Origin of the sequence: Methylobacterium longum, assembly GCF_022179385.1 — a bacterium.
Classification (GTDB): domain Bacteria; phylum Pseudomonadota; class Alphaproteobacteria; order Rhizobiales; family Beijerinckiaceae; genus Methylobacterium; species Methylobacterium longum.
In genome coordinates this window covers 55,160-71,072 of sequence record NZ_BPQS01000013.1, presented here as the reverse complement: position 1 = coordinate 71,072, position 15,913 = coordinate 55,160, and the positions used below count along the sequence as shown (strand labels likewise).

Below are 15,913 nucleotides of genomic sequence, written 5' to 3'. Positions count from 1 at the left end.
CCGCGACGAAACCGCCGATCTACACGATGATGATCGAGGACGCGCGATGATCGAGTTGATCCGGGCCAACGATCTCGTGTTGATCGGGTTCGCGCGCTCTATTCTGGAGGCGGCCGAGATCCCGGTGCTGGTGGCGGACAGTCACATGAGCCTGCTGGAGGGCTCGATCGGCGCGTTCGGACAGCGGCTTCTGGTGCCGCGCGATCACGAGGCCCAGGCGCGGCGCCTCCTCGGCGATGCCGGGATCGCCCACGAACTGCGTCAGCCGTGACGACGGAGCCGGACGCCTTCCTGGGCGGGTTGCTGCGCCTGCACCAGCCGTCCCGGGGGGCGCATCGTGCCGGGACGGATGCAGTTCTGCTCGCGCGGCTGATGACGCTGCGCGCGCAGGATCGGCTCTGCGACGTCGGCGCCGGTACGGGTGCCGTGGGGCTCGCCTGCGCGGGACTGACGCCGGGGCTTCGACCGACCCTGATCGAGCGCGATCCCGCCCTGGCCGAGCTGGCCCGGATCAACGCCGCGCTGAACGGCATCGACGCGCCGGTCATCGTGGTCGACGTTCTCGCAGCGGCGGCGGATCGCCGCGCCGCCGGGCTCCAGCCGGACAGTTTCGATGCGGTGCTGACGAACCCTCCATACTTCACGGCCGAATCGCACCGCGCCTCGCCCCATCCGGGACGGGCGTCCGCCCACACCTTCGCGGAGGGCAGCCTGGAGACGTGGATCCGCGCCTGCACGGCGATCCTGCGGCCCGGCGGCCGCCTCGGGCTCGTCCACAGGGCCGATGCGCTGCCGGCCTGCCTGGAGGCCCTCAGGGGGCGTTACGGCGGGCTGGCGATCCGGCCGGTCCATGCCCGCGCCGACGCCCCGGCGATCCGCGTGCTGATCACCGCGATCCGGGGCAGCCGCGCGGCGGCGAGCCTGTGCCCGCCACTCGTGTTGCACGACCCCCACGGCGGATTCACCCCGGAGGCCCGGGCGCTCCATACCGGCGCGCCCTGGCCTCCGCCCTGAGGGGAGGCCTCACGCCGCGAGGGCGGCGGGCTCCTCCTCGCGGATGCCCAGGAACCGCTCGACCTCCGGCAGGTCCGGGAAGGCGAGGAATTCGGGGCGCAGCGGCTCCGGCAGGCCGTCGAAGTTGAGCCCCGGGAACGTGTCGGGGTGGGGGTAGAGCTGCCACGCCGAACCGGGCTCGACCGGCGGGAACAGGATCGCGACCTTCTCCGAGCCCAGGCGGACGATCCGGGTCGGGCTGTACGACAGCGTCTCGATGCTCCAGTTCCGCCGGACCTCCCGGCGGGCCTTCAGGGTGCGGCGGCTGCTCGTCGCGCGATGCATGGCGGTCTCCTGCGGTTGCGGAATGCGGTGCTGTGGGGATCAGGCCGCGCTGCGGCGGCCGCGCTTCGGCCAGCCGAGCGCGACGAGGCGCGCCTTGGCGTAGTCACGGACCTCGTCGCGGGTGCCGGACGGCATCGTCGCCAGGATGGCCTGGGTGGCGCCGTCCAGCATCAGGTCGGTGACCGCGTTGATCGTCTCGGCTTCGTCGATGCGGCGCTTGAGATCGCCTTCGGCCTCGGTGACCTCGTCGAAGGCGGCGGGCTCCTCGAAATCCTCGTCGACGGCCCGGACGGCGGGCTGGTGCGCCCGGAACTCGTCGGCCTCCTCCTCCGAATAGACGAGACCGTGCAATTCGATCAGCTTGAGGATGACCCGGTCCTTCCCCCGCTTCTCGGCCATGGCGTAGACGTAGGCCGCCTGCTTGCCCGAGACGCGGTAGTTCACGTTGACCAGCGCCTCGCCCATCGACCACTCGACCCGCTCGGTCCCGGGCTTCGCGCCGGGCAGGCGACCGGTCACCAGGATCACCGCCTCGTCGCGCTCGGCGCGGATGACGGTCGGCGGCTCGAACACGATCCCCGCCTGTGCGGCGATGCGCTCCAGGGTCTTGTGGTAGATCACGGCCGTGCCCTGGACGCGCCAGACGTTGCCCCCGAAGGGTTCGCCGTAGCGGACGAGGATGTCGGCGATCTGCTTGTCGGCGGTTCGCATGCGGGGCTCGTTCCGGCGGGAGAGGGCCGCGTCGTCCACAGCTTTCTCGGGCGACGCTCTTTTGTTCTCTTTTTGTTCGTATCTATATGCGCGATCGGCGTACCCTTCGCAAGGGGCGGACCGCCTTGCGGATGCGGCGTCGCGTCCTCGCGGGCTCCTGATCGGGCGCGCGCATGGCCCGCATTGTTGCTGCACCGCACCCTAAGGTAGACCCACGGTCACGATGTCCGAGACCGCAGTCGCGATGACCCCTTCCCTCTGGACCCGCCTGTCGAACCCGAGCCACTTCATGCGGTGGTCGGGCGCGCTCGTGCCCTGGCTCGCCGCCCTGTCGCTGGCGGGCCAGGGGATCGGCCTCTACCTGACCTTCTTCGCGGTCCCGCCCGACTACCAGCAGGGCGAGACCGTCCGGATCATGTACATCCATGTCCCTGCAGCGTGGCTCGGGGTCTTCTTCTACGGAGCCATGAGCCTCTCGGCGATCGGCACCCTGGTCTGGCGCCATCCCCTGGCCGATGTCGCCCAACGGGCCGCGGCGCCGATCGGGGCGGCGTTCACGCTGATCTGCCTCGTCACCGGTTCCCTCTGGGGCAAGCCCATGTGGGGGACCTACTGGGTCTGGGATGCGCGGCTGACCTCGATGCTGATCCTGCTGCTGATCTACTGCGGCATCATCGCGCTGTGGCGGACCATCGAGGATCCCAACCGAGCCGCCCGCGCGGTGGCAATCCTGACCCTCGTCGGCGCCGTGAACCTGCCGATCATCAAGTTCTCGGTGAACTGGTGGTCCACCCTCCACCAGCCGGCCTCGATCCTGCGGATGGGCGGCTCGACGATCGATCCGTCGATGCTCTACCCGCTGCTGATCATGATCGGCGCCGCGACCCTCGGGGGGTCGACCCTGCATCTCTACGCGATGCGCACCGAGATCATGCGGCGCCGGGTGCGGACGCTGACGATCCGCGAGGCCGAGCGCCTCGACCGCACCCAGCCCCGCATCACCCCGACGCCGGCCGCGATGCCGGTCGGCCAACCGGTCTAGGAGCGCCGCGATGGATCTGGGCTCCCACGGCGGCTTCATCCTGGCCGCCTACGCGTTCAGCGCGCTGGTGATGATCGCGCTCGTCGGCAACGCCCTGCGCGACCGGCGGGCGCAGCTCCGCGCCCTGCGGGGCTTCGGGGAGGAGCGGCGATGAACGCACCTTTCGACGACGCCACGGACTCGCCGCCTCCGGTCCGCCGATCGCTCCTGCTTATCGTGCCCGTCCTCGCCTTCGCGGCGCTCGCGGCCGTGATGTTCCTGCGCCTGCGCTCGGGGGCCGATCCGGCGGCCCTGCCCTCGGCGATGATCGGCAAGCCGGCCCCGAGCTTCGCGCTCCCCGCCGTCCCGGGACTGACAGCCGCGGGCGCCCCCGTTCCAGGCCTGTCGAGCGGCGACCTGAAGGGCCACATCACGGTGGTCAACGTGTTCGCCTCCTGGTGCGCCCCCTGTCAGGTGGAGCATCCGATGCTGATGCGGCTGGCGAAGGAGCCCGGCATCCGGCTGGTCGGCATCGACTACAAGGAACCGAGTCCCGAGGCGGGTCAGCGCTTCCTCGCCCGGCACGGCGTGCCGTTCAGCGCCGTGGGGGCCGACGCGAGCGGGCGCGCGGCGATCGATTTCGGCGTCTACGGCGTGCCCGAAACCTTCATCATCGGGCCGGACGGCGTGATCCGCGACAAGCTCGTCGGCATCCTCACGCCGGAGAATTTCGCGAGCGTCCTCGCCCGCATCCGCGCCGCCGGGAAGGTCGCGGCGGCGCAGTAGCCGCGGCGCGCCCGGCAGGGAAGGCCAAGCCTCCGGCCCGGGTGCCAAGCCTCCGGCAGGGGCCGCTACGCCCCCGGCAGGGCGCGCTACGCCTCCGGCTGCGGGGTCTTGCGCTCGTAGCGCGTGAGGAGCGGCGTCTGCGCCAGCGCGAACAGCACGGTGATCGGCATGATGCCGAACACCTTGAAGTTGACCCAAAAATCCTCCGTCTGCGTCCGCCACACGACCTCGTTGAGGGCGGCCAGGACGAAGAAGAACACGCCCCAGCGGAAGGTGAGCTTGCGCCAGCCCTCTTCGGTGAGGCTGAACATCGAGTCGAGCACCACCGACAGCAGCGAGCGCCCGAACAGGAGGCCGCCCAGCAGTACGGTGCCGAACAGCGAATTCACGATGGTCGGCTTGACCATGATGAAGGTCTTGTCCTGCAGGGCCAGCGTGAGGCCGCCGAACACCACCACCACCACGCCGGACACCAGGGGCATGATCGGCAAACGCCGGACCATCACGTAGTGGATCGTCAAGGCCACCACGGTCGCCGCGATGAACACGCCGGTCGCCACGAACAGCTTCTGGTCGGGTGCCACACCGAAGCGCTCGGAATAGGCGTTGCCCAGGAAGAACAGCACCAGCGGGCCGAGTTCCAGCGCCAGCTTCACGAGGGGCGGCAGGTGGCGCTGCGGGGGGACGGATTCGATCTGCATACGCTCGGTCGGCTCGGCTGCGGCGCTCACGGTAAACTGGGAGCGTCGAACGGGATTTGCGGGGGTGTGTGTAACGCGGAGCGCGCGATGTCCATCGTGATGGAGAATGCCGAGATCGGGGTGCCCCCGGCCGACCTCGCGGCGAACGCCCCGCAGCCGGCGCCGGATCAGCGACGGCAGAGACCGATCGGGCCCGCGCCAGCGGTGCCCCGCGCGTTCCGGACGACGGCGTCGCGCGCGACGGCCGGGTCGTGGCACGGGGTATCCCCGTCGACCACGCCCGCGCGCAGATCGCCGCAGAGGCCCGCCGCCGGGCCGGCGGGATGCGCGCCGCCTAATCCTTCTCCAGCCCGGCGATCGCCCGGGCGAAGTCCCTTGCCGCGAAGGGTTCCAGATCCTCCACCCCCTCGCCGACGCCGATGAAATGCACCGGCAGGCCGAACTTCGCGGCCAGCGCCACCAAGATGCCGCCCCGGGCGGTGCCGTCGAGCTTGGTCATCACCAGCCCGGAGACGGGTGCGGCCTGCGAGAACAGCTCCACCTGCGAGAGGGCGTTCTGGCCGACCGTGGCGTCGAGGACGAGGAGGGTCGCGTGCGGCGCCTCGGGATCCTGCTTGCGCAGCACGCGGACGATCTTCTCCAGCTCGTCCATCAGGCCGGCCTTGTTCTGGAGGCGGCCCGCCGTGTCGATCAGCAGCACGTCGGTCCCGGCGGCGGAGGCCTGCTTGAGGGCGTCGAAGGCGAGGCCCGCCGCGTCGGCACCCTGCGCGCCGCTGATCACCGGCGTGCCGGTGCGCGCGCCCCAGACCTTGAGCTGGTCGATCGCCGCCGCCCGGAACGTATCGCCCGCCGCCAGCATCACGGTGCGCCCCTCCGCCCGCAACTTCGAGGCGAGCTTGCCGAGCGTCGTGGTCTTGCCGGCGCCGTTGACGCCGACCGTCAGGATCACGAACGGCTTCTTGGCGGCGTCGATCGACAGCGGCACCGCCACGGGCTCCAGCGCCCGCTCGACCTCCGCGGCCAGGATCGCCCGCACCTCGTCCGGGGAGATGCCCTTCTCGTAGCGGCCCTTGCCGACGGCTTCCGAGACCCGCATGGCGGTTTCCAGGCCGAAATCGGCCTGGATCAGCGCATCCTCCAGATCCTCGAGGGTTGTGGCGTCGAGCTTGCGCTTGGTGAACAGGCCGGTGACGCGGTCGGACAGAGCCGACGAGGTCCGCTTCATCCCCGAGGTGAGACGGCCCCACCAGCCCTTGGCCTCCGGCTCGCGGTCCGGCCCGGCGCCCGCGTCGTGGGCGAGGGCCGCGGCGCTGTCGATGGGCTGGATATCGGGCTGGGTGTCGGGCTGGAAGTCCGGATCGATGGCGGGCGTGGCCTCGACCACCGGCTCCCGGTTGGCGTCCCCGGTATCGACCGGGTCGGCGCCGTGCGCGGGATCGTCGCCGGCGGTGCCGGTCGGCGGACGCTCGGGCTCGCCCGGGATGGGCAGCAGATCCGCGCCCTCGATCGCGTCCGGGACGGGCCCCCCGGCATCCTCCGGCGGCAGCGGGACGTGCGCCACGTCCTCCGCGGCGGTGGCGAAATCAGGCTCGCCCTCCGAAGGCGAGGCCGCCTCCGGCGGCAGTTCGGCCTCGGGCTTGTCTTCGGACTGATCCTCGGTCTGGTCCTCGGGCGCAGGCTGGCCTTTGCGCCCGAACAGGCGTCCGAACCAGCCGGGCTTCTCCTCGCTCGCCATGACTTCGCGTCCTCGCCCCACCTTGCCCCGCCGACACCGACCCTCTAGCCGATCCGGATGTCCAACGCCTTCGACATAGGCGCGCGCCTCCTCTACCGCGATGCCCTGCTGCTCGTCATCGACAAGCCGCCGGGTTTGCCGGTCCATCCCGGCCCGCGCGGTGGCGAGACGCTCACCGACCACCTCGACGCGCTCCGCTTCGGCCTGCCGCGCCGGCCGGAGGCGGCGCACCGGCTCGACCGCGACACCTCCGGCTGCCTCGCGCTCGGCCGCCACGCCAAGGCCCTGGCGCGTCTCGGCAAGCTGTTCTCCGGCAGCGCCGTCGACAAGACCTACTGGGCCCTCGTGGCGGGCGGCCCGGCCGAGGAGTCCGGCCGGATCGACCTGCCGCTGGCCCGGCGCTCGGACGATCCGCGCTCGTGGTGGATGAAGGCCGATCCGGCGGGCGACCCGTCCCTGACGCATTGGCGGGTGCTCGGCCGCGCCGACGGTCGGACCTGGCTGGAGCTGAAGCCGGTCACCGGCCGCACCCACCAGCTCCGGGTCCACTGCGCCGCCTCCGGCTGGCCGATCCTCGGCGACGCGATCTACGGCGGGGCGCCCCGCGGCAGCGCCCTGCACCTGCACGCGCGGACCTTGTCGATCCCGCTCTACCCGAAGCGCGACGCGATCACGGTGACGGCGCCGCCGCCGCCGCACATCGCGCAGGCCGTCGCGACGATGCCGGCGTGAGCCTCGGCGTCGTCCGGCGCGCGGCGACGCGAGGGGCGAAGCCCGAGACCCGCACGGGATCCCGAGCGGCTGATCGACAACCGCGCTCGAGCCGGGCGTCCCCGCATTCCCCGGGTCCGCAATCGCGGGCGACGTGGCTCGGAGGCGGGGCTCCGGACCGTTGCCGGCCCAGCCCCACGTTTTGAGCTGCCGGAGCGCAAAGCGGGCCTCCGGGGCGCCCTTCCCGGGATCGCGGACCGGAGAACCGCGTCGCCCCCGGGGGCGCTAGGCGCCGATGAGCCGCGCGCCGTCGTGGCCGGCGATGCCGACGTCGTGGAACGTCCCCGCCGCGACCGCGCCCGCCAGGCGGACCGCGGTGAAATCCGCGCTCCGCCCGATGCCGCCGCGCTCCGCCAGCACCGTCAGCCGTCGGCCGACCTGCGCGTCGAGGTGCCGCCGCAGGGCGTCGGCGCCGGCTGTGCGCAGGCGCGCCGCCCGCGCGCGGATCGCCTCGGGGGCCACCGGCGGCATGCGTGCGGCGGGCGTCCCGGGGCGCGGGGAATACGGGAAGACGTGCAGGTGCGTCAGGCCGCATTCCGCCACGAGATCGAGGGAGCGGCCGAACTGCGCCTCGGTCTCGGTCGGGAAACCCGCGATCAGGTCGGCGCCGAAGACCATGTCGGGCCGCAGCCGCCGCACGATCTCGCAGAAGCGGATCGCGTCGGCGCGCAGGTGCCGGCGCTTCATGCGCTTCAGGATCAGGTCGTCGCCCGCCTGGAGGGACAGGTGCAGGTGCGGCATCAGCCGCGGCTCCTCGGCGATGGCGGCCAGCAGCGCATCGTCGGCCTCGACGGAATCGATGGAGGACAGGCGCAGGCGCGGAAGGCCAGGCACCGCCCGGAGGATCGCCCGCACGAGGCCGCCGAGAGACAGGGGCGGCCCGGCGAGATCCCGGCCATAGGCCGTGAGGTCCACGCCGGTGAGGACCACCTCGCGCCCGCCCTGCGCCACGAGGGTCTCGATCTGCGCGATCACGTCGGAAGCCGGCACCGAGCGGGAGACGCCGCGGCCGAACGGGATGACGCAGAAGGTGCAGCGGTGGTCGCAGCCGTTCTGCACGGGCACGAAGGCCCGGGTGTGCCCGGCCACGGCCCCGATCCGCGTCGGATCGGCCCGACGTGCCGCCATCACGGCGCCCGGCCCGGTCGCGGCCGACGACCAGCCCTCCGGCCGCAGCTTCTCGGCGTTGCCGACGAGGCGCGCCACCTCGGGCATGGCCGCGTAGGCCGCCGTCTCGACCTCGGCGCCGCAGCCGGTGACGACGATCTCGGCGCCGGGGCGCTCGCGCGCGACCCGCCGGATCGCCTTGCGGGCCTGCCGCCCGGCCTCGGCCGTCACCGCGCAGGTGTTCACCACCACCCGGTCCCGCCCATCCGCCGCCGCATGGGCCCGCAGGGCCTCGGACTCGACGATGTTCAGCCGGCACCCGAACGTCAGGGTCTCGACCGCCATCAGGCGGTGCCGGTGAACAGCTCCGGCGCCAGGGTGCCCTCGGCGACGAGGGCGACCGGACCGGTCATCAGCACGTGGTCGTCGGCGCGCCACTCGACGAACAACTCGCCGCCGGGCAGCGCGACGGCGGCCTGCCGGCCGATCATCCGCAGCCGCGCGGCGGCCACCACGGTGGCGCAGGCGGCGGTGCCGCAGGCGAGCGTCAGCCCGGCGCCCCGTTCCCAGACGCGGAGGGTGATGGTCTCGCGCCCCGTCACCTGCGCCACCGAGATGTTGGCGCGCTCCGGAAAGAGCGGGTGGTTCTCCAGCATCGGGCCGATCCGGGCGAGATCGAAGCTGTCCGGATCCCGCTCCACGAAGAACACCGCGTGCGGGTTGCCCATATTCACGACGCCCGGCGAGTGCAGGGTCGGATCGTCGATCGGGCCGATCTGCAGCTCGATCCGCCGGGTATCGGGGAACGGCTCCGCCAGGGGGATCTCGTCCCAGGCGAGCCGCGGGCGGCCCATATCGACCGTGAAGGCCCGCTCCGAGACGCGGCGCACGCCGAGCACGCCCGCTTCGGTCTCCAGGGCAAGCCGCCCGCCCTCGGCCGGGCGGGCCATGGCCGGATCGTCGAGCATCGCGTAGGCGACGCAGCGGGTGCCGTTGCCGCAGGCGCCCGATTCCGAGCCGTCGGTGTTGTAGATCCGCATGAACGCGTCCGTGCCCGGGCTCACGGGATCGTGCAGGACCATCAGCTGGTCGAAGGCGGAGCCGGGATCCCGCGCGATGGCCCGCGCCTCCGCGGGCCGCACCCGCTCGGCGGAGCCGCGCAGGTCCAGCACCACGATCGCGTTGCCGGCGCCGTGCATCTTCAGGAAGCGTCTGTGGGCGAGTGCGCTCATGCGGTCCCGCGGCTTGGAAGGATCGGCCGGCTATATGGCAAAACCCGCCGCTGCGCGCGAGGGGAGCCTGCGGCGTGGCAGATGCGCCGCACCCGCAGCTCTCGTCCGCGGTGGTCTCGCGGGCCGTGCGGTTCGCCACTAGGTTAGGCCACGAGAGCCCGCGCGATCATCCGCTGGCCTCGACCGGAGCGCCCTACGTGATCCGCCTTCGCCCGTTCGTCGCCCTCTCGGCTGCACTCGTGCTCGCGTCCGGCAATCCAGTCGCCGCGCAACAACAGGCCGCCCCGCCGCCGTCCACGGCGCCGTCGCCGGCGCAGACCAACCCGCTGCCCACGACGACGGCGCCGAACCCGATCGCCGATCCGGGCAAGAGCCCGGCCCCGGCCCCCGAGCAGTCGATCGCCCCCCCGCCCGCGGGTCAGGCCGCGGTCGGGACGCCCGCGCGGCCGACTCTGATCGAGAAGCCCGGCGAACCGGGCGACGTCGACGAGGTCACGCTGCCGGCCAAGCCGGCCGCGATCCTGTCGGGCAAGACCAAGTGGGAGGAGGCCGTGCCGAACCTGAGGCAGGCCTTCGCGCGGATCGAGGCCGACCTCGCCAAGATCGGGGTCGCGCCGGCCGGCCGGCCCCTCGCCGTCTTCACCCGCACCGACGATGACGGCTTCGAGTTCGAGGCGATGATGCCGGTGGCGGCCGCCCCGAGTCCGGCTCCGACCGAGGCGGACGGACTGCGCTTCGGCACGACGCCCTCCGGCAAGGCCCTGCGCTTCGCCCACAAGGGCTCCTACGAGTCGATCGACAGCACCTACGAGACGCTGACTGCCTATCTCGATGCCAAGGACATCGTGGTGCAGGACCGGTTCGTCGAGGAATACGCGACCGACCTCAAGGACAACACCGACGACAACCTCGACGTCAACATCTACGCGCTGGTGAAGTAGGAGCCGGGCGATCGGCCGGCGACGCGGACCGAACCCGCGCCGTCGAACCGGCCGCGACCGCCGGCTCGTTCTTCCCCCCTCTTCGACGGGAGGGCGGAACGTGCGGCCTCCGACCGCGAGGCCGACGCGGCCGGATCGGACAGATCGCCGCTGCCCCGCGCCGCCAGGAACAGCGATGCGGGCTGGCGGATTCGCCCGATATGCCCGCCGCCGATTTCAGAACCGAAACCGTCCCGCGTCCCCGCCGCAAGGCGGTCCCCGCCGCCACGGATCCGGCCCTCGCCGAGAAGGCCCTCGCCGTCCACGCGCGGTTGTGCCCGGTCTACGGCTGCCCGATCCCGTACTTCCACAGTCTCGATCCGGTCAGCGAACTCGTCTCCTCGCTCCTGTCGCACCGGACCCGCAACGCCGAGTCCGGCCGGGCCTTCAAGGCCCTCCGCGCCCGGTTCCCCGACTGGGACACGGTGATCGACGCGGACGTGCCGGAGATCGAGGCCGCCATCGCGGGCGTGACCTGGCCGGAGTTGAAGGCGCCGCGGATCCGCGACGTGCTCCGGGCCGTGCGCGACCGCTGCGGGAGCCTCGACCTCGCCTTCCTGGCCGACATGGAGGTCGAGGCCGCGCGGGCGTGGCTGCAGGCCATCCCCGGCATCGGCCCGAAGACCAGCGCGGCGGTCCTGTCGTTCTCCACCCTGCGGATGCCGGCCTTGCCGGTGGACAGCCATCATCACCGGGTGGCGCAGCGCCTTGGGCTGATCGGCAAGCGGGTCGATGTCGGTCCCTCGCACCCAATCCTGCGGGCGCAGCTCCCCGCCGCGTGGAGCGCGCAGGATCTCTACGACAATCACGAGATCCTGATGCTGCACGGCCAGCAGGTCTGCCACCATCAGCGTCCGGCCTGCGGGCGCTGCGTCCTGGTCGACCTCTGCCCGAGCGCGCGGCTGCCCGTGCGGGAGCCGTGAGCCGACGTGCTGCGCCTAAAGTGACTTCAGATACTCGAGAAGGGCCCTCTTCTCGTCGGGCGTGAGATTCGTGCCGTAATCGTGCCCGCACCGGCTGTTGCCGGAATCGCGATCGGTGCAATCCGTCGTGTTCAACGTGTAGTCGAACTGCGTCTGGTCCTCGCCGAGGCCGACGGCCTCGGTATCGTAGTTCGACCCGATCCTGAAGGACGGGCGGCGGTCGTTCGGCTTCTTCAGGAGGTCCGCGAGGGTCGCCACGGACCCGTTGTGGAGATAGGGCGCGGCCGCCCAGATCCCTTCGAGCACGCGCGCCTCGTACGGATAGGTCCCGGCCGGGACGCCGGAGGTGCAGCTCGTATCACCCGCCCGGGGGAACGCATTGGCGAGAGACCGCAGTTGCTGCGGCAGCGCGAGCACGTTGAGGTGCGGCGGAGCCATCCCCGGCGGCGCTGCGGTCAGAAAGGGATTGAAGCTCTGGATGATCGAGCCGGCCACAGCGTTGGCGAGGATGCTGATGGCGCACTCGTTCTCGGCCTTGAGCGGCATCGACTGCACAAGGGGGATCTGCGCGCCGGTGAGGACCCCGCTCTTCGCCCGCCACTGCATGATCCCGTGCTCGCGGGAATCGGTGCCGACATCCTTGACCGGGGTGTGCCACGTCGCCGCTTCACCCGGCCAGCGGACACCCGGGTTCGGCCAATGGCAGCCTTTGCAGCCGCCCTCCGACTCCCCCCGCTCGAAGATCATCTTGCCCCGCTCAACCAGCGTCGCCTGCAGAGTCCAGGGCCAACGCGGCGGGCCGATCTTCTTAACCGCGTCCTCCAAGAGCCGCAGGCCGTTGAAGTTCGCCGAGTTGTCGCTGAGGTAATCGTATCTGAGCAGGACCTTGAACGGGTCCGGCCGGGGATGGAACCGGCCGAACACGCCGAGCACCTCGCCGAGATTCCGCGACAAGGCGAGACTGTCGTTGCCGTTCTCCGCGAAACCCGGCCACTGGGTCCGGTCCTGACGCGGCGCGTTCCAGAGGAAGGGATAGCGCGTCGGCGCATCAGCGACGCGGATGTTGTCCGGGATCATGGTGTTGGGCGGGACGCCGATATCCAGGCCCGTGACGCGGTTGAAGATCATCCCCACGGCGTCGAGCCGCGCAGGGCCCCAGGGGGTCTTGGGCAAGGCCCGCGTCATCAGCGTGTGATAGCGGTCGTACCAAGCCTTCACGAAGAAGGAGAGGTTCTGGACCGCGTCCGCGTCCTCGGCCGCCTTGCCGAGAACCGTCCGGGCGAAGGGCTGGAATGCCGCCTCCGACGCGACGACCGCGGCCATGGAGACATCCAGGTCGCTCAGGAGGCTCTGGAAGTCGGCGATGGCGGGCCCACCGTCGATCCGGTAGGCCTTGCCGTCGACCGTGATCTGACGGGTATGGCAGGCCGCACAGGTCATCCCGGCGATCTCGCCCCCGGCGGGGCCGGCGAAGGTGAATCCGACGGGCAGATCGTCACGGCTGTCGGGATTGGGCAGATAGCCGTAGCGCGACAGGCTTCCCGCGAGGAACGGCGTCCCGTCGGTCCGCTTCAGGGCTTTCAGCCACGCGAGTGGCATCAGCTCGGAGCCCTGACTCTGGAGGTAGAAGGCCCGCCGCACACGGTCGTCCCAGTCGGAGCCCTGATCGACAGAGATCGGCGGCGTGGATTGCGCCCGGGCAGCAGGCACCGACAGGAGGGGGAGGCAGGCCCAGACGGCCGTGAGGAGTCTGCGTGCCGACGACATCGATCCCCCGCGAATACAGTGGTCAGACAGCCGAATTCCGCGAATCAAATCAGTAAAACGGAATGTAACATCGGCTGGTTCGCGGCATCATCCGTTTGGATGGCGCGCAGCGACGGCGAGATGGGATCGGGAGGCCCGTGCTGCCGACGGCCGGCGCCCGTCCGGCGCACCGGCCGGTCAAGCGGCGCGCCTTGACCGGTCCGGCCTACGGGTGCGAGTAACCCCGCGCCCGGACGGCGCGGAGCCCCGGTCTATGCTTGCTCAGGATCGGCGCCGATGGCCGCGTTCACCGAATTGGTCTTCTCGGGCGTCCAGCCCACCGGCAACCTGCACCTCGGCAACTATCTCGGGGCGGTGAAGCGCTTCGTGGAGATGCAGGACCGCGACGCGCAGTGCCTGTACTGCGTGGTCGATCTGCACGCGATCACCGTCTGGCAGGACCCGGAGGCCCTGCGCGGCCAGATCCGCGAGGTCACGGCCGCCTTCCTCGCCGCCGGAATCGATCCGAAGCGCTCGATCGTGTTCAACCAGAGCCAGGTCCCGCAGCATGCCGAGCTCGCCTGGGTGTTCAACTGCGTCGCCCGCCTCGGCTGGCTGAACCGCATGACCCAGTTCAAGGAGAAGGCCGGCAAGGACCGGGAGAACGCCTCCATCGGCCTGTACGACTATCCCGTGCTGATGGCCGCCGACATCCTGGCCTACCGGGCGACCCACGTCCCCGTGGGCGAGGACCAGAAGCAGCACCTGGAGTTGACCCGGGACATCGCCCAGAAGTTCAACACGGACTTCGCCGGCTCGATCGCGGCGCACGGTCACGGCGACGCGTTCTTCCCGATCACGGAGCCGCTGATCGGCGGCCCGGCCGCCCGGGTCATGTCGCTGCGCGACGGCACCAAGAAGATGTCCAAGTCGGACCCGTCCGACAATTCCCGCATCAACCTCACGGACGATGCGGACGCCATCGCCCAGAAGATCCGGCGGGCCAAGACCGATCCGGAGCCCCTGCCCTCCGAGGTGGCGGGGCTGAAGGAGCGGCCGGAGGCGGACAACCTCGTGGGGATCTACGCGGCGCTCGCCGGCATCACCCGCGAAGAGGTGCTGCGCGACTTCGGCGGGGCGCAGTTCTCCGCCTTCAAGCCGGCGCTCGCCGACCTCGCGGTGACGAGCCTCGCGCCGATCGCCGGGGAGATGCGCCGGCTCACGGCCGATCCCGGCCACATCGACGCCGTGCTGGCCGATGGCTCCGCCCGGGCCGAGACCATCGCGGCGCAGACGCTGGACGCGGTCAAGGACATCGTCGGCTTCGTGCGGCGCGGTCCGAGCCTTCAGGCGGTGCGGTGACCGTCCGGGCGCTGGTCTTCGACGTCTTCGGGACGCTGGTGGACTGGCGCTCCGGCGTCGCCCGCGAGGCGGCGCGGCTGCTCGCGCCCCTCGCGCCAGACCTCGATGCCGGTGCCTTCGCGGATGCGTGGCGGGCCCGCTACAACCCGTCGATGGAGACGGTGCGCTCCGGCGCCCGGCCCTTCGTCGACCTCGACACGCTCCAGGCCGAGTCCCTGCCGGACGTGCTGGCACAGTTCGGCATCGCGGGCGTGTCCGAGGACCTCCGGCGGGAGCTGGTCCAGGCCTGGCACCGGCTCGACGCCTGGCCCGAGGTGCCGGACGCGCTGCGGCGGCTGCGGGCGAAGCACCTCCTGGCGCCGAACTCGAACGGGCATGTCCGGCTGATGGCCGACCTCGCCCGCCGCAACGGGCTGATCTTCGACGCGATCCTCGGAGCCGGCTATTCCCGCGACTACAAGCCGAAGCCCGCTCTCTACCGCGACGCGGTCGCGGCCCTCGGCTTCGCGCCCGCGGAGACCATGATGGTCGCGGCCCACTCGAACGACCTCGCGGCGGCGGCGGGTCACGGGCTCGCCACCGCCCACATCGCCCGGCCCCACGAGCACGGGCCGGCCGGCGGCGAGACCGCGCCGACGGTGCCGGTCACCCACGCGGCGCGGGACCTCGCGGATCTCGCCGACCGGCTCGGCTGCTGACCGCGACGACGGAGGGTTGCGATGGCCGATTGGAACCCCGCCCTCTACACCCGCTTCGAGGACGAGCGGACCCGCCCCGCCGCCGAACTCCTCGCCCGCGTGCCCCTCGCCGCGCCGCTCCTGGCCTGCGATCTCGGCTGCGGCCCGGGCAATTCCACCGCGCTGATCGCGGCGCGCTACCCGGGCGCGGAGGTGATCGGCCTCGATGCCTCGCCGGCGATGCTGGCGAGCGCCCGCGCCCGGCTTCCGGGCCTAGCCTTCGCGCTGGCCGATGCCGCGACCTGGATTCCGGAGCGGGCGCCGGACCTGATCTACGCCAACGCCGTGCTGCAATGGCTGCCGGACCACGCGCGCCTGCTGCCGCGGCTGTTCGGCCTCCTCGCCCCGGGCGGCGTGCTCGCGGTGCAGATGCCCGACAACCTCGCCGAGCCCACCCATCGCCTGATGCGCGACGTCGCGGCGGACGGACCCTGGGCGGCGGCGATCGGCGATCCGGCCGTGGCCGGCCGCCTCGGGCGGATGCTGGAGCCCGCGGCCTATTACGACCTGTTGGCGCCGCACGCCGCCGAGGTCGATGTCTGGCGCACCGCCTATCACCACCGGATGGCGGATGCCGCCGCCATCGTGGACTGGGTGAGCGCCACGGGGCTCCGGCCCTTCCTCGACCCGCTCGATGCCGGGGAGCGGGCCGGATTCCTGTCGGCCTACACCGCCGAGATCGAGGCCGCCTACCCGCCGCGCAGCGACGGGCGGCGCCTGTTGGCCTTCCCGCGGGTGTTCATCGTGGCGCGGGCGCGGTAGC

Annotated in this window: 18 protein-coding genes; 11 read left to right on the top strand and 7 right to left on the bottom strand. The window is 71.8% G+C overall.

Annotated elements, in window-relative coordinates; all coding sequences use genetic code 11:
* Nucleotides 1–46: 46 nt before the first annotated feature.
* Together MFF58_RS14015 and MFF58_RS14010 are read left to right on the top strand one after the other, a co-directional pair.
* A complete protein-coding gene (locus MFF58_RS14015; protein ID WP_238288866.1) occupies nucleotides 47–271 on the top strand; it encodes a putative signal transducing protein in 225 nt (74 codons plus the stop codon).
* The gene (locus MFF58_RS14010) at nucleotides 268–1,014 is read left to right on the top strand and encodes a tRNA1(Val) (adenine(37)-N6)-methyltransferase (RefSeq protein WP_238288864.1); all 747 of its coding nucleotides are present in this window, start codon (nucleotides 268–270) and stop codon (nucleotides 1,012–1,014) included. Before MFF58_RS14015 ends, MFF58_RS14010 begins: the two co-directional genes overlap by 4 nt.
* 9 nt (nucleotides 1,015–1,023) lie before the next feature.
* Here the strand turns inward: MFF58_RS14010 and MFF58_RS14005 are convergent, their stop codons facing one another.
* The gene (locus MFF58_RS14005; protein ID WP_238288863.1) at nucleotides 1,024–1,338 is read right to left on the bottom strand and encodes a hypothetical protein; all 315 of its coding nucleotides are present in this window, start codon (nucleotides 1,336–1,338) and stop codon (nucleotides 1,024–1,026) included.
* 39 nt (nucleotides 1,339–1,377) lie between these two features.
* Complete coding sequence (locus MFF58_RS14000) at nucleotides 1,378–2,049, bottom strand: trna delta -isopentenylpyrophosphate transferase (RefSeq protein WP_238288861.1); 672 nt, start codon at nucleotides 2,047–2,049, stop codon at nucleotides 1,378–1,380.
* Between the two features lie 244 nt (nucleotides 2,050–2,293).
* Between MFF58_RS14000 and MFF58_RS13995 the strand changes: the two genes are divergently transcribed.
* From MFF58_RS13995 to MFF58_RS13985, 3 genes are read left to right on the top strand one after another with little or no spacing between them, the layout of a single operon-like run.
* Nucleotides 2,294–3,091 carry a heme ABC transporter permease gene (locus MFF58_RS13995; protein ID WP_238288859.1) on the top strand — a complete coding sequence of 266 codons (798 nt, stop codon included), beginning with the start codon at nucleotides 2,294–2,296 and terminating at the stop codon, nucleotides 3,089–3,091.
* A gap of 10 nt (nucleotides 3,092–3,101) precedes the next feature.
* Complete coding sequence (gene ccmD, locus MFF58_RS13990; protein WP_238288857.1) at nucleotides 3,102–3,245, top strand: heme exporter protein CcmD; 144 nt, start codon at nucleotides 3,102–3,104, stop codon at nucleotides 3,243–3,245.
* The gene (locus MFF58_RS13985; protein WP_238288847.1) at nucleotides 3,242–3,856 is read left to right on the top strand and encodes a DsbE family thiol:disulfide interchange protein; all 615 of its coding nucleotides are present in this window, start codon (nucleotides 3,242–3,244) and stop codon (nucleotides 3,854–3,856) included. The genes ccmD and MFF58_RS13985 overlap by 4 nt, the downstream gene beginning before the upstream one ends.
* Before the next feature lie 86 nt (nucleotides 3,857–3,942).
* Here MFF58_RS13985 and MFF58_RS13980 read toward each other — a convergent pair whose 3' ends face one another.
* A complete protein-coding gene (locus MFF58_RS13980) occupies nucleotides 3,943–4,557 on the bottom strand; it encodes a septation protein A (RefSeq protein WP_238288844.1) in 615 nt (204 codons plus the stop codon).
* Between the two features lie 334 nt (nucleotides 4,558–4,891).
* Complete coding sequence (gene ftsY, locus MFF58_RS13975) at nucleotides 4,892–6,292, bottom strand: signal recognition particle-docking protein FtsY (protein ID WP_238288842.1); 1,401 nt, start codon at nucleotides 6,290–6,292, stop codon at nucleotides 4,892–4,894.
* A 57-nt stretch (nucleotides 6,293–6,349) separates the two neighbouring features.
* On the opposite strand from ftsY, the gene MFF58_RS13970 reads away from it, so the two are divergent.
* Entirely contained in the window at nucleotides 6,350–7,024 is a 675-nt protein-coding gene (locus MFF58_RS13970; RefSeq protein ID WP_238288826.1) for an RluA family pseudouridine synthase, read from the top strand.
* 264 nt (nucleotides 7,025–7,288) lie between these two features.
* On the opposite strand, the gene mtaB is transcribed toward MFF58_RS13970, so the two are convergent.
* On the bottom strand, nucleotides 7,289–8,515 hold the full coding sequence (gene mtaB / locus MFF58_RS13965) for a tRNA (N(6)-L-threonylcarbamoyladenosine(37)-C(2))-methylthiotransferase MtaB (protein ID WP_238288823.1): 1,227 nt from the start codon (nucleotides 8,513–8,515) through the stop codon (nucleotides 7,289–7,291).
* Nucleotides 8,515–9,402, bottom strand: a complete 888-nt coding sequence (gene dapF / locus MFF58_RS13960) for a diaminopimelate epimerase (protein ID WP_238288811.1) — start codon at nucleotides 9,400–9,402, stop codon at nucleotides 8,515–8,517. The genes mtaB and dapF overlap by 1 nt, the downstream gene beginning before the upstream one ends.
* Before the next feature lie 197 nt (nucleotides 9,403–9,599).
* Between dapF and MFF58_RS13955 the strand changes: the two genes are divergently transcribed.
* Nucleotides 9,600–10,343 carry a GyrI-like domain-containing protein gene (locus MFF58_RS13955; RefSeq protein WP_238289059.1) on the top strand — a complete coding sequence of 248 codons (744 nt, stop codon included), beginning with the start codon at nucleotides 9,600–9,602 and terminating at the stop codon, nucleotides 10,341–10,343.
* A gap of 200 nt (nucleotides 10,344–10,543) precedes the next feature.
* Entirely contained in the window at nucleotides 10,544–11,305 is a 762-nt protein-coding gene (locus tag MFF58_RS13950; RefSeq protein WP_238288795.1) for an endonuclease III domain-containing protein, read from the top strand.
* 15 nt (nucleotides 11,306–11,320) lie between these two features.
* On the opposite strand, the gene MFF58_RS13945 is transcribed toward MFF58_RS13950, so the two are convergent.
* Entirely contained in the window at nucleotides 11,321–13,072 is a 1,752-nt protein-coding gene (locus tag MFF58_RS13945; protein ID WP_283206437.1) for a di-heme-cytochrome C peroxidase, read from the bottom strand.
* A gap of 276 nt (nucleotides 13,073–13,348) precedes the next feature.
* Here MFF58_RS13945 and trpS point away from each other — a divergent pair, with 276 nt between their 5' ends.
* The 3 genes from trpS to tam are packed head-to-tail and all read left to right on the top strand — an operon-like array spanning nucleotide 13,349 to nucleotide 15,912.
* Nucleotides 13,349–14,413, top strand: coding sequence for a tryptophan--tRNA ligase (trpS, locus tag MFF58_RS13940; protein ID WP_238288785.1), 1,065 nt, complete (start codon nucleotides 13,349–13,351; stop codon nucleotides 14,411–14,413).
* Nucleotides 14,410–15,111 carry a haloacid dehalogenase type II gene (locus tag MFF58_RS13935; RefSeq protein ID WP_238288783.1) on the top strand — a complete coding sequence of 234 codons (702 nt, stop codon included), beginning with the start codon at nucleotides 14,410–14,412 and terminating at the stop codon, nucleotides 15,109–15,111. Before trpS ends, MFF58_RS13935 begins: the two co-directional genes overlap by 4 nt.
* A gap of 21 nt (nucleotides 15,112–15,132) precedes the next feature.
* Complete coding sequence (gene tam, locus MFF58_RS13930) at nucleotides 15,133–15,912, top strand: trans-aconitate 2-methyltransferase (protein ID WP_238288781.1); 780 nt, start codon at nucleotides 15,133–15,135, stop codon at nucleotides 15,910–15,912.
* Nucleotide 15,913: the final 1 nt, after the last annotated feature.

Coding starts and splice junctions, on each gene's coding strand:
- MFF58_RS14015 (WP_238288866.1), top strand. CDS start 47: ATGATCGAGTTGATCCGGGCCAACGATCTCGTGTTGATCGGGTTCGCG.
- MFF58_RS14005 (WP_238288863.1), bottom strand. CDS start 1,338: ATGCATCGCGCGACGAGCAGCCGCCGCACCCTGAAGGCCCGCCGGGAG.
- MFF58_RS14000 (WP_238288861.1), bottom strand. CDS start 2,049: ATGCGAACCGCCGACAAGCAGATCGCCGACATCCTCGTCCGCTACGGC.
- MFF58_RS13995 (WP_238288859.1), top strand. CDS start 2,294: ATGACCCCTTCCCTCTGGACCCGCCTGTCGAACCCGAGCCACTTCATG.
- ccmD (WP_238288857.1), top strand. CDS start 3,102: ATGGATCTGGGCTCCCACGGCGGCTTCATCCTGGCCGCCTACGCGTTC.
- MFF58_RS13985 (WP_238288847.1), top strand. CDS start 3,242: ATGAACGCACCTTTCGACGACGCCACGGACTCGCCGCCTCCGGTCCGC.
- MFF58_RS13980 (WP_238288844.1), bottom strand. CDS start 4,557: ATGCAGATCGAATCCGTCCCCCCGCAGCGCCACCTGCCGCCCCTCGTG.
- ftsY (WP_238288842.1), bottom strand. CDS start 6,292: ATGGCGAGCGAGGAGAAGCCCGGCTGGTTCGGACGCCTGTTCGGGCGC.
- MFF58_RS13970 (WP_238288826.1), top strand. CDS start 6,350: ATGTCCAACGCCTTCGACATAGGCGCGCGCCTCCTCTACCGCGATGCC.
- mtaB (WP_238288823.1), bottom strand. CDS start 8,515: ATGGCGGTCGAGACCCTGACGTTCGGGTGCCGGCTGAACATCGTCGAG.
- dapF (WP_238288811.1), bottom strand. CDS start 9,402: ATGAGCGCACTCGCCCACAGACGCTTCCTGAAGATGCACGGCGCCGGC.
- MFF58_RS13950 (WP_238288795.1), top strand. CDS start 10,544: ATGCCCGCCGCCGATTTCAGAACCGAAACCGTCCCGCGTCCCCGCCGC.
- MFF58_RS13945 (WP_283206437.1), bottom strand. CDS start 13,072: ATGTCGTCGGCACGCAGACTCCTCACGGCCGTCTGGGCCTGCCTCCCC.
- trpS (WP_238288785.1), top strand. CDS start 13,349: ATGGCCGCGTTCACCGAATTGGTCTTCTCGGGCGTCCAGCCCACCGGC.
- tam (WP_238288781.1), top strand. CDS start 15,133: ATGGCCGATTGGAACCCCGCCCTCTACACCCGCTTCGAGGACGAGCGG.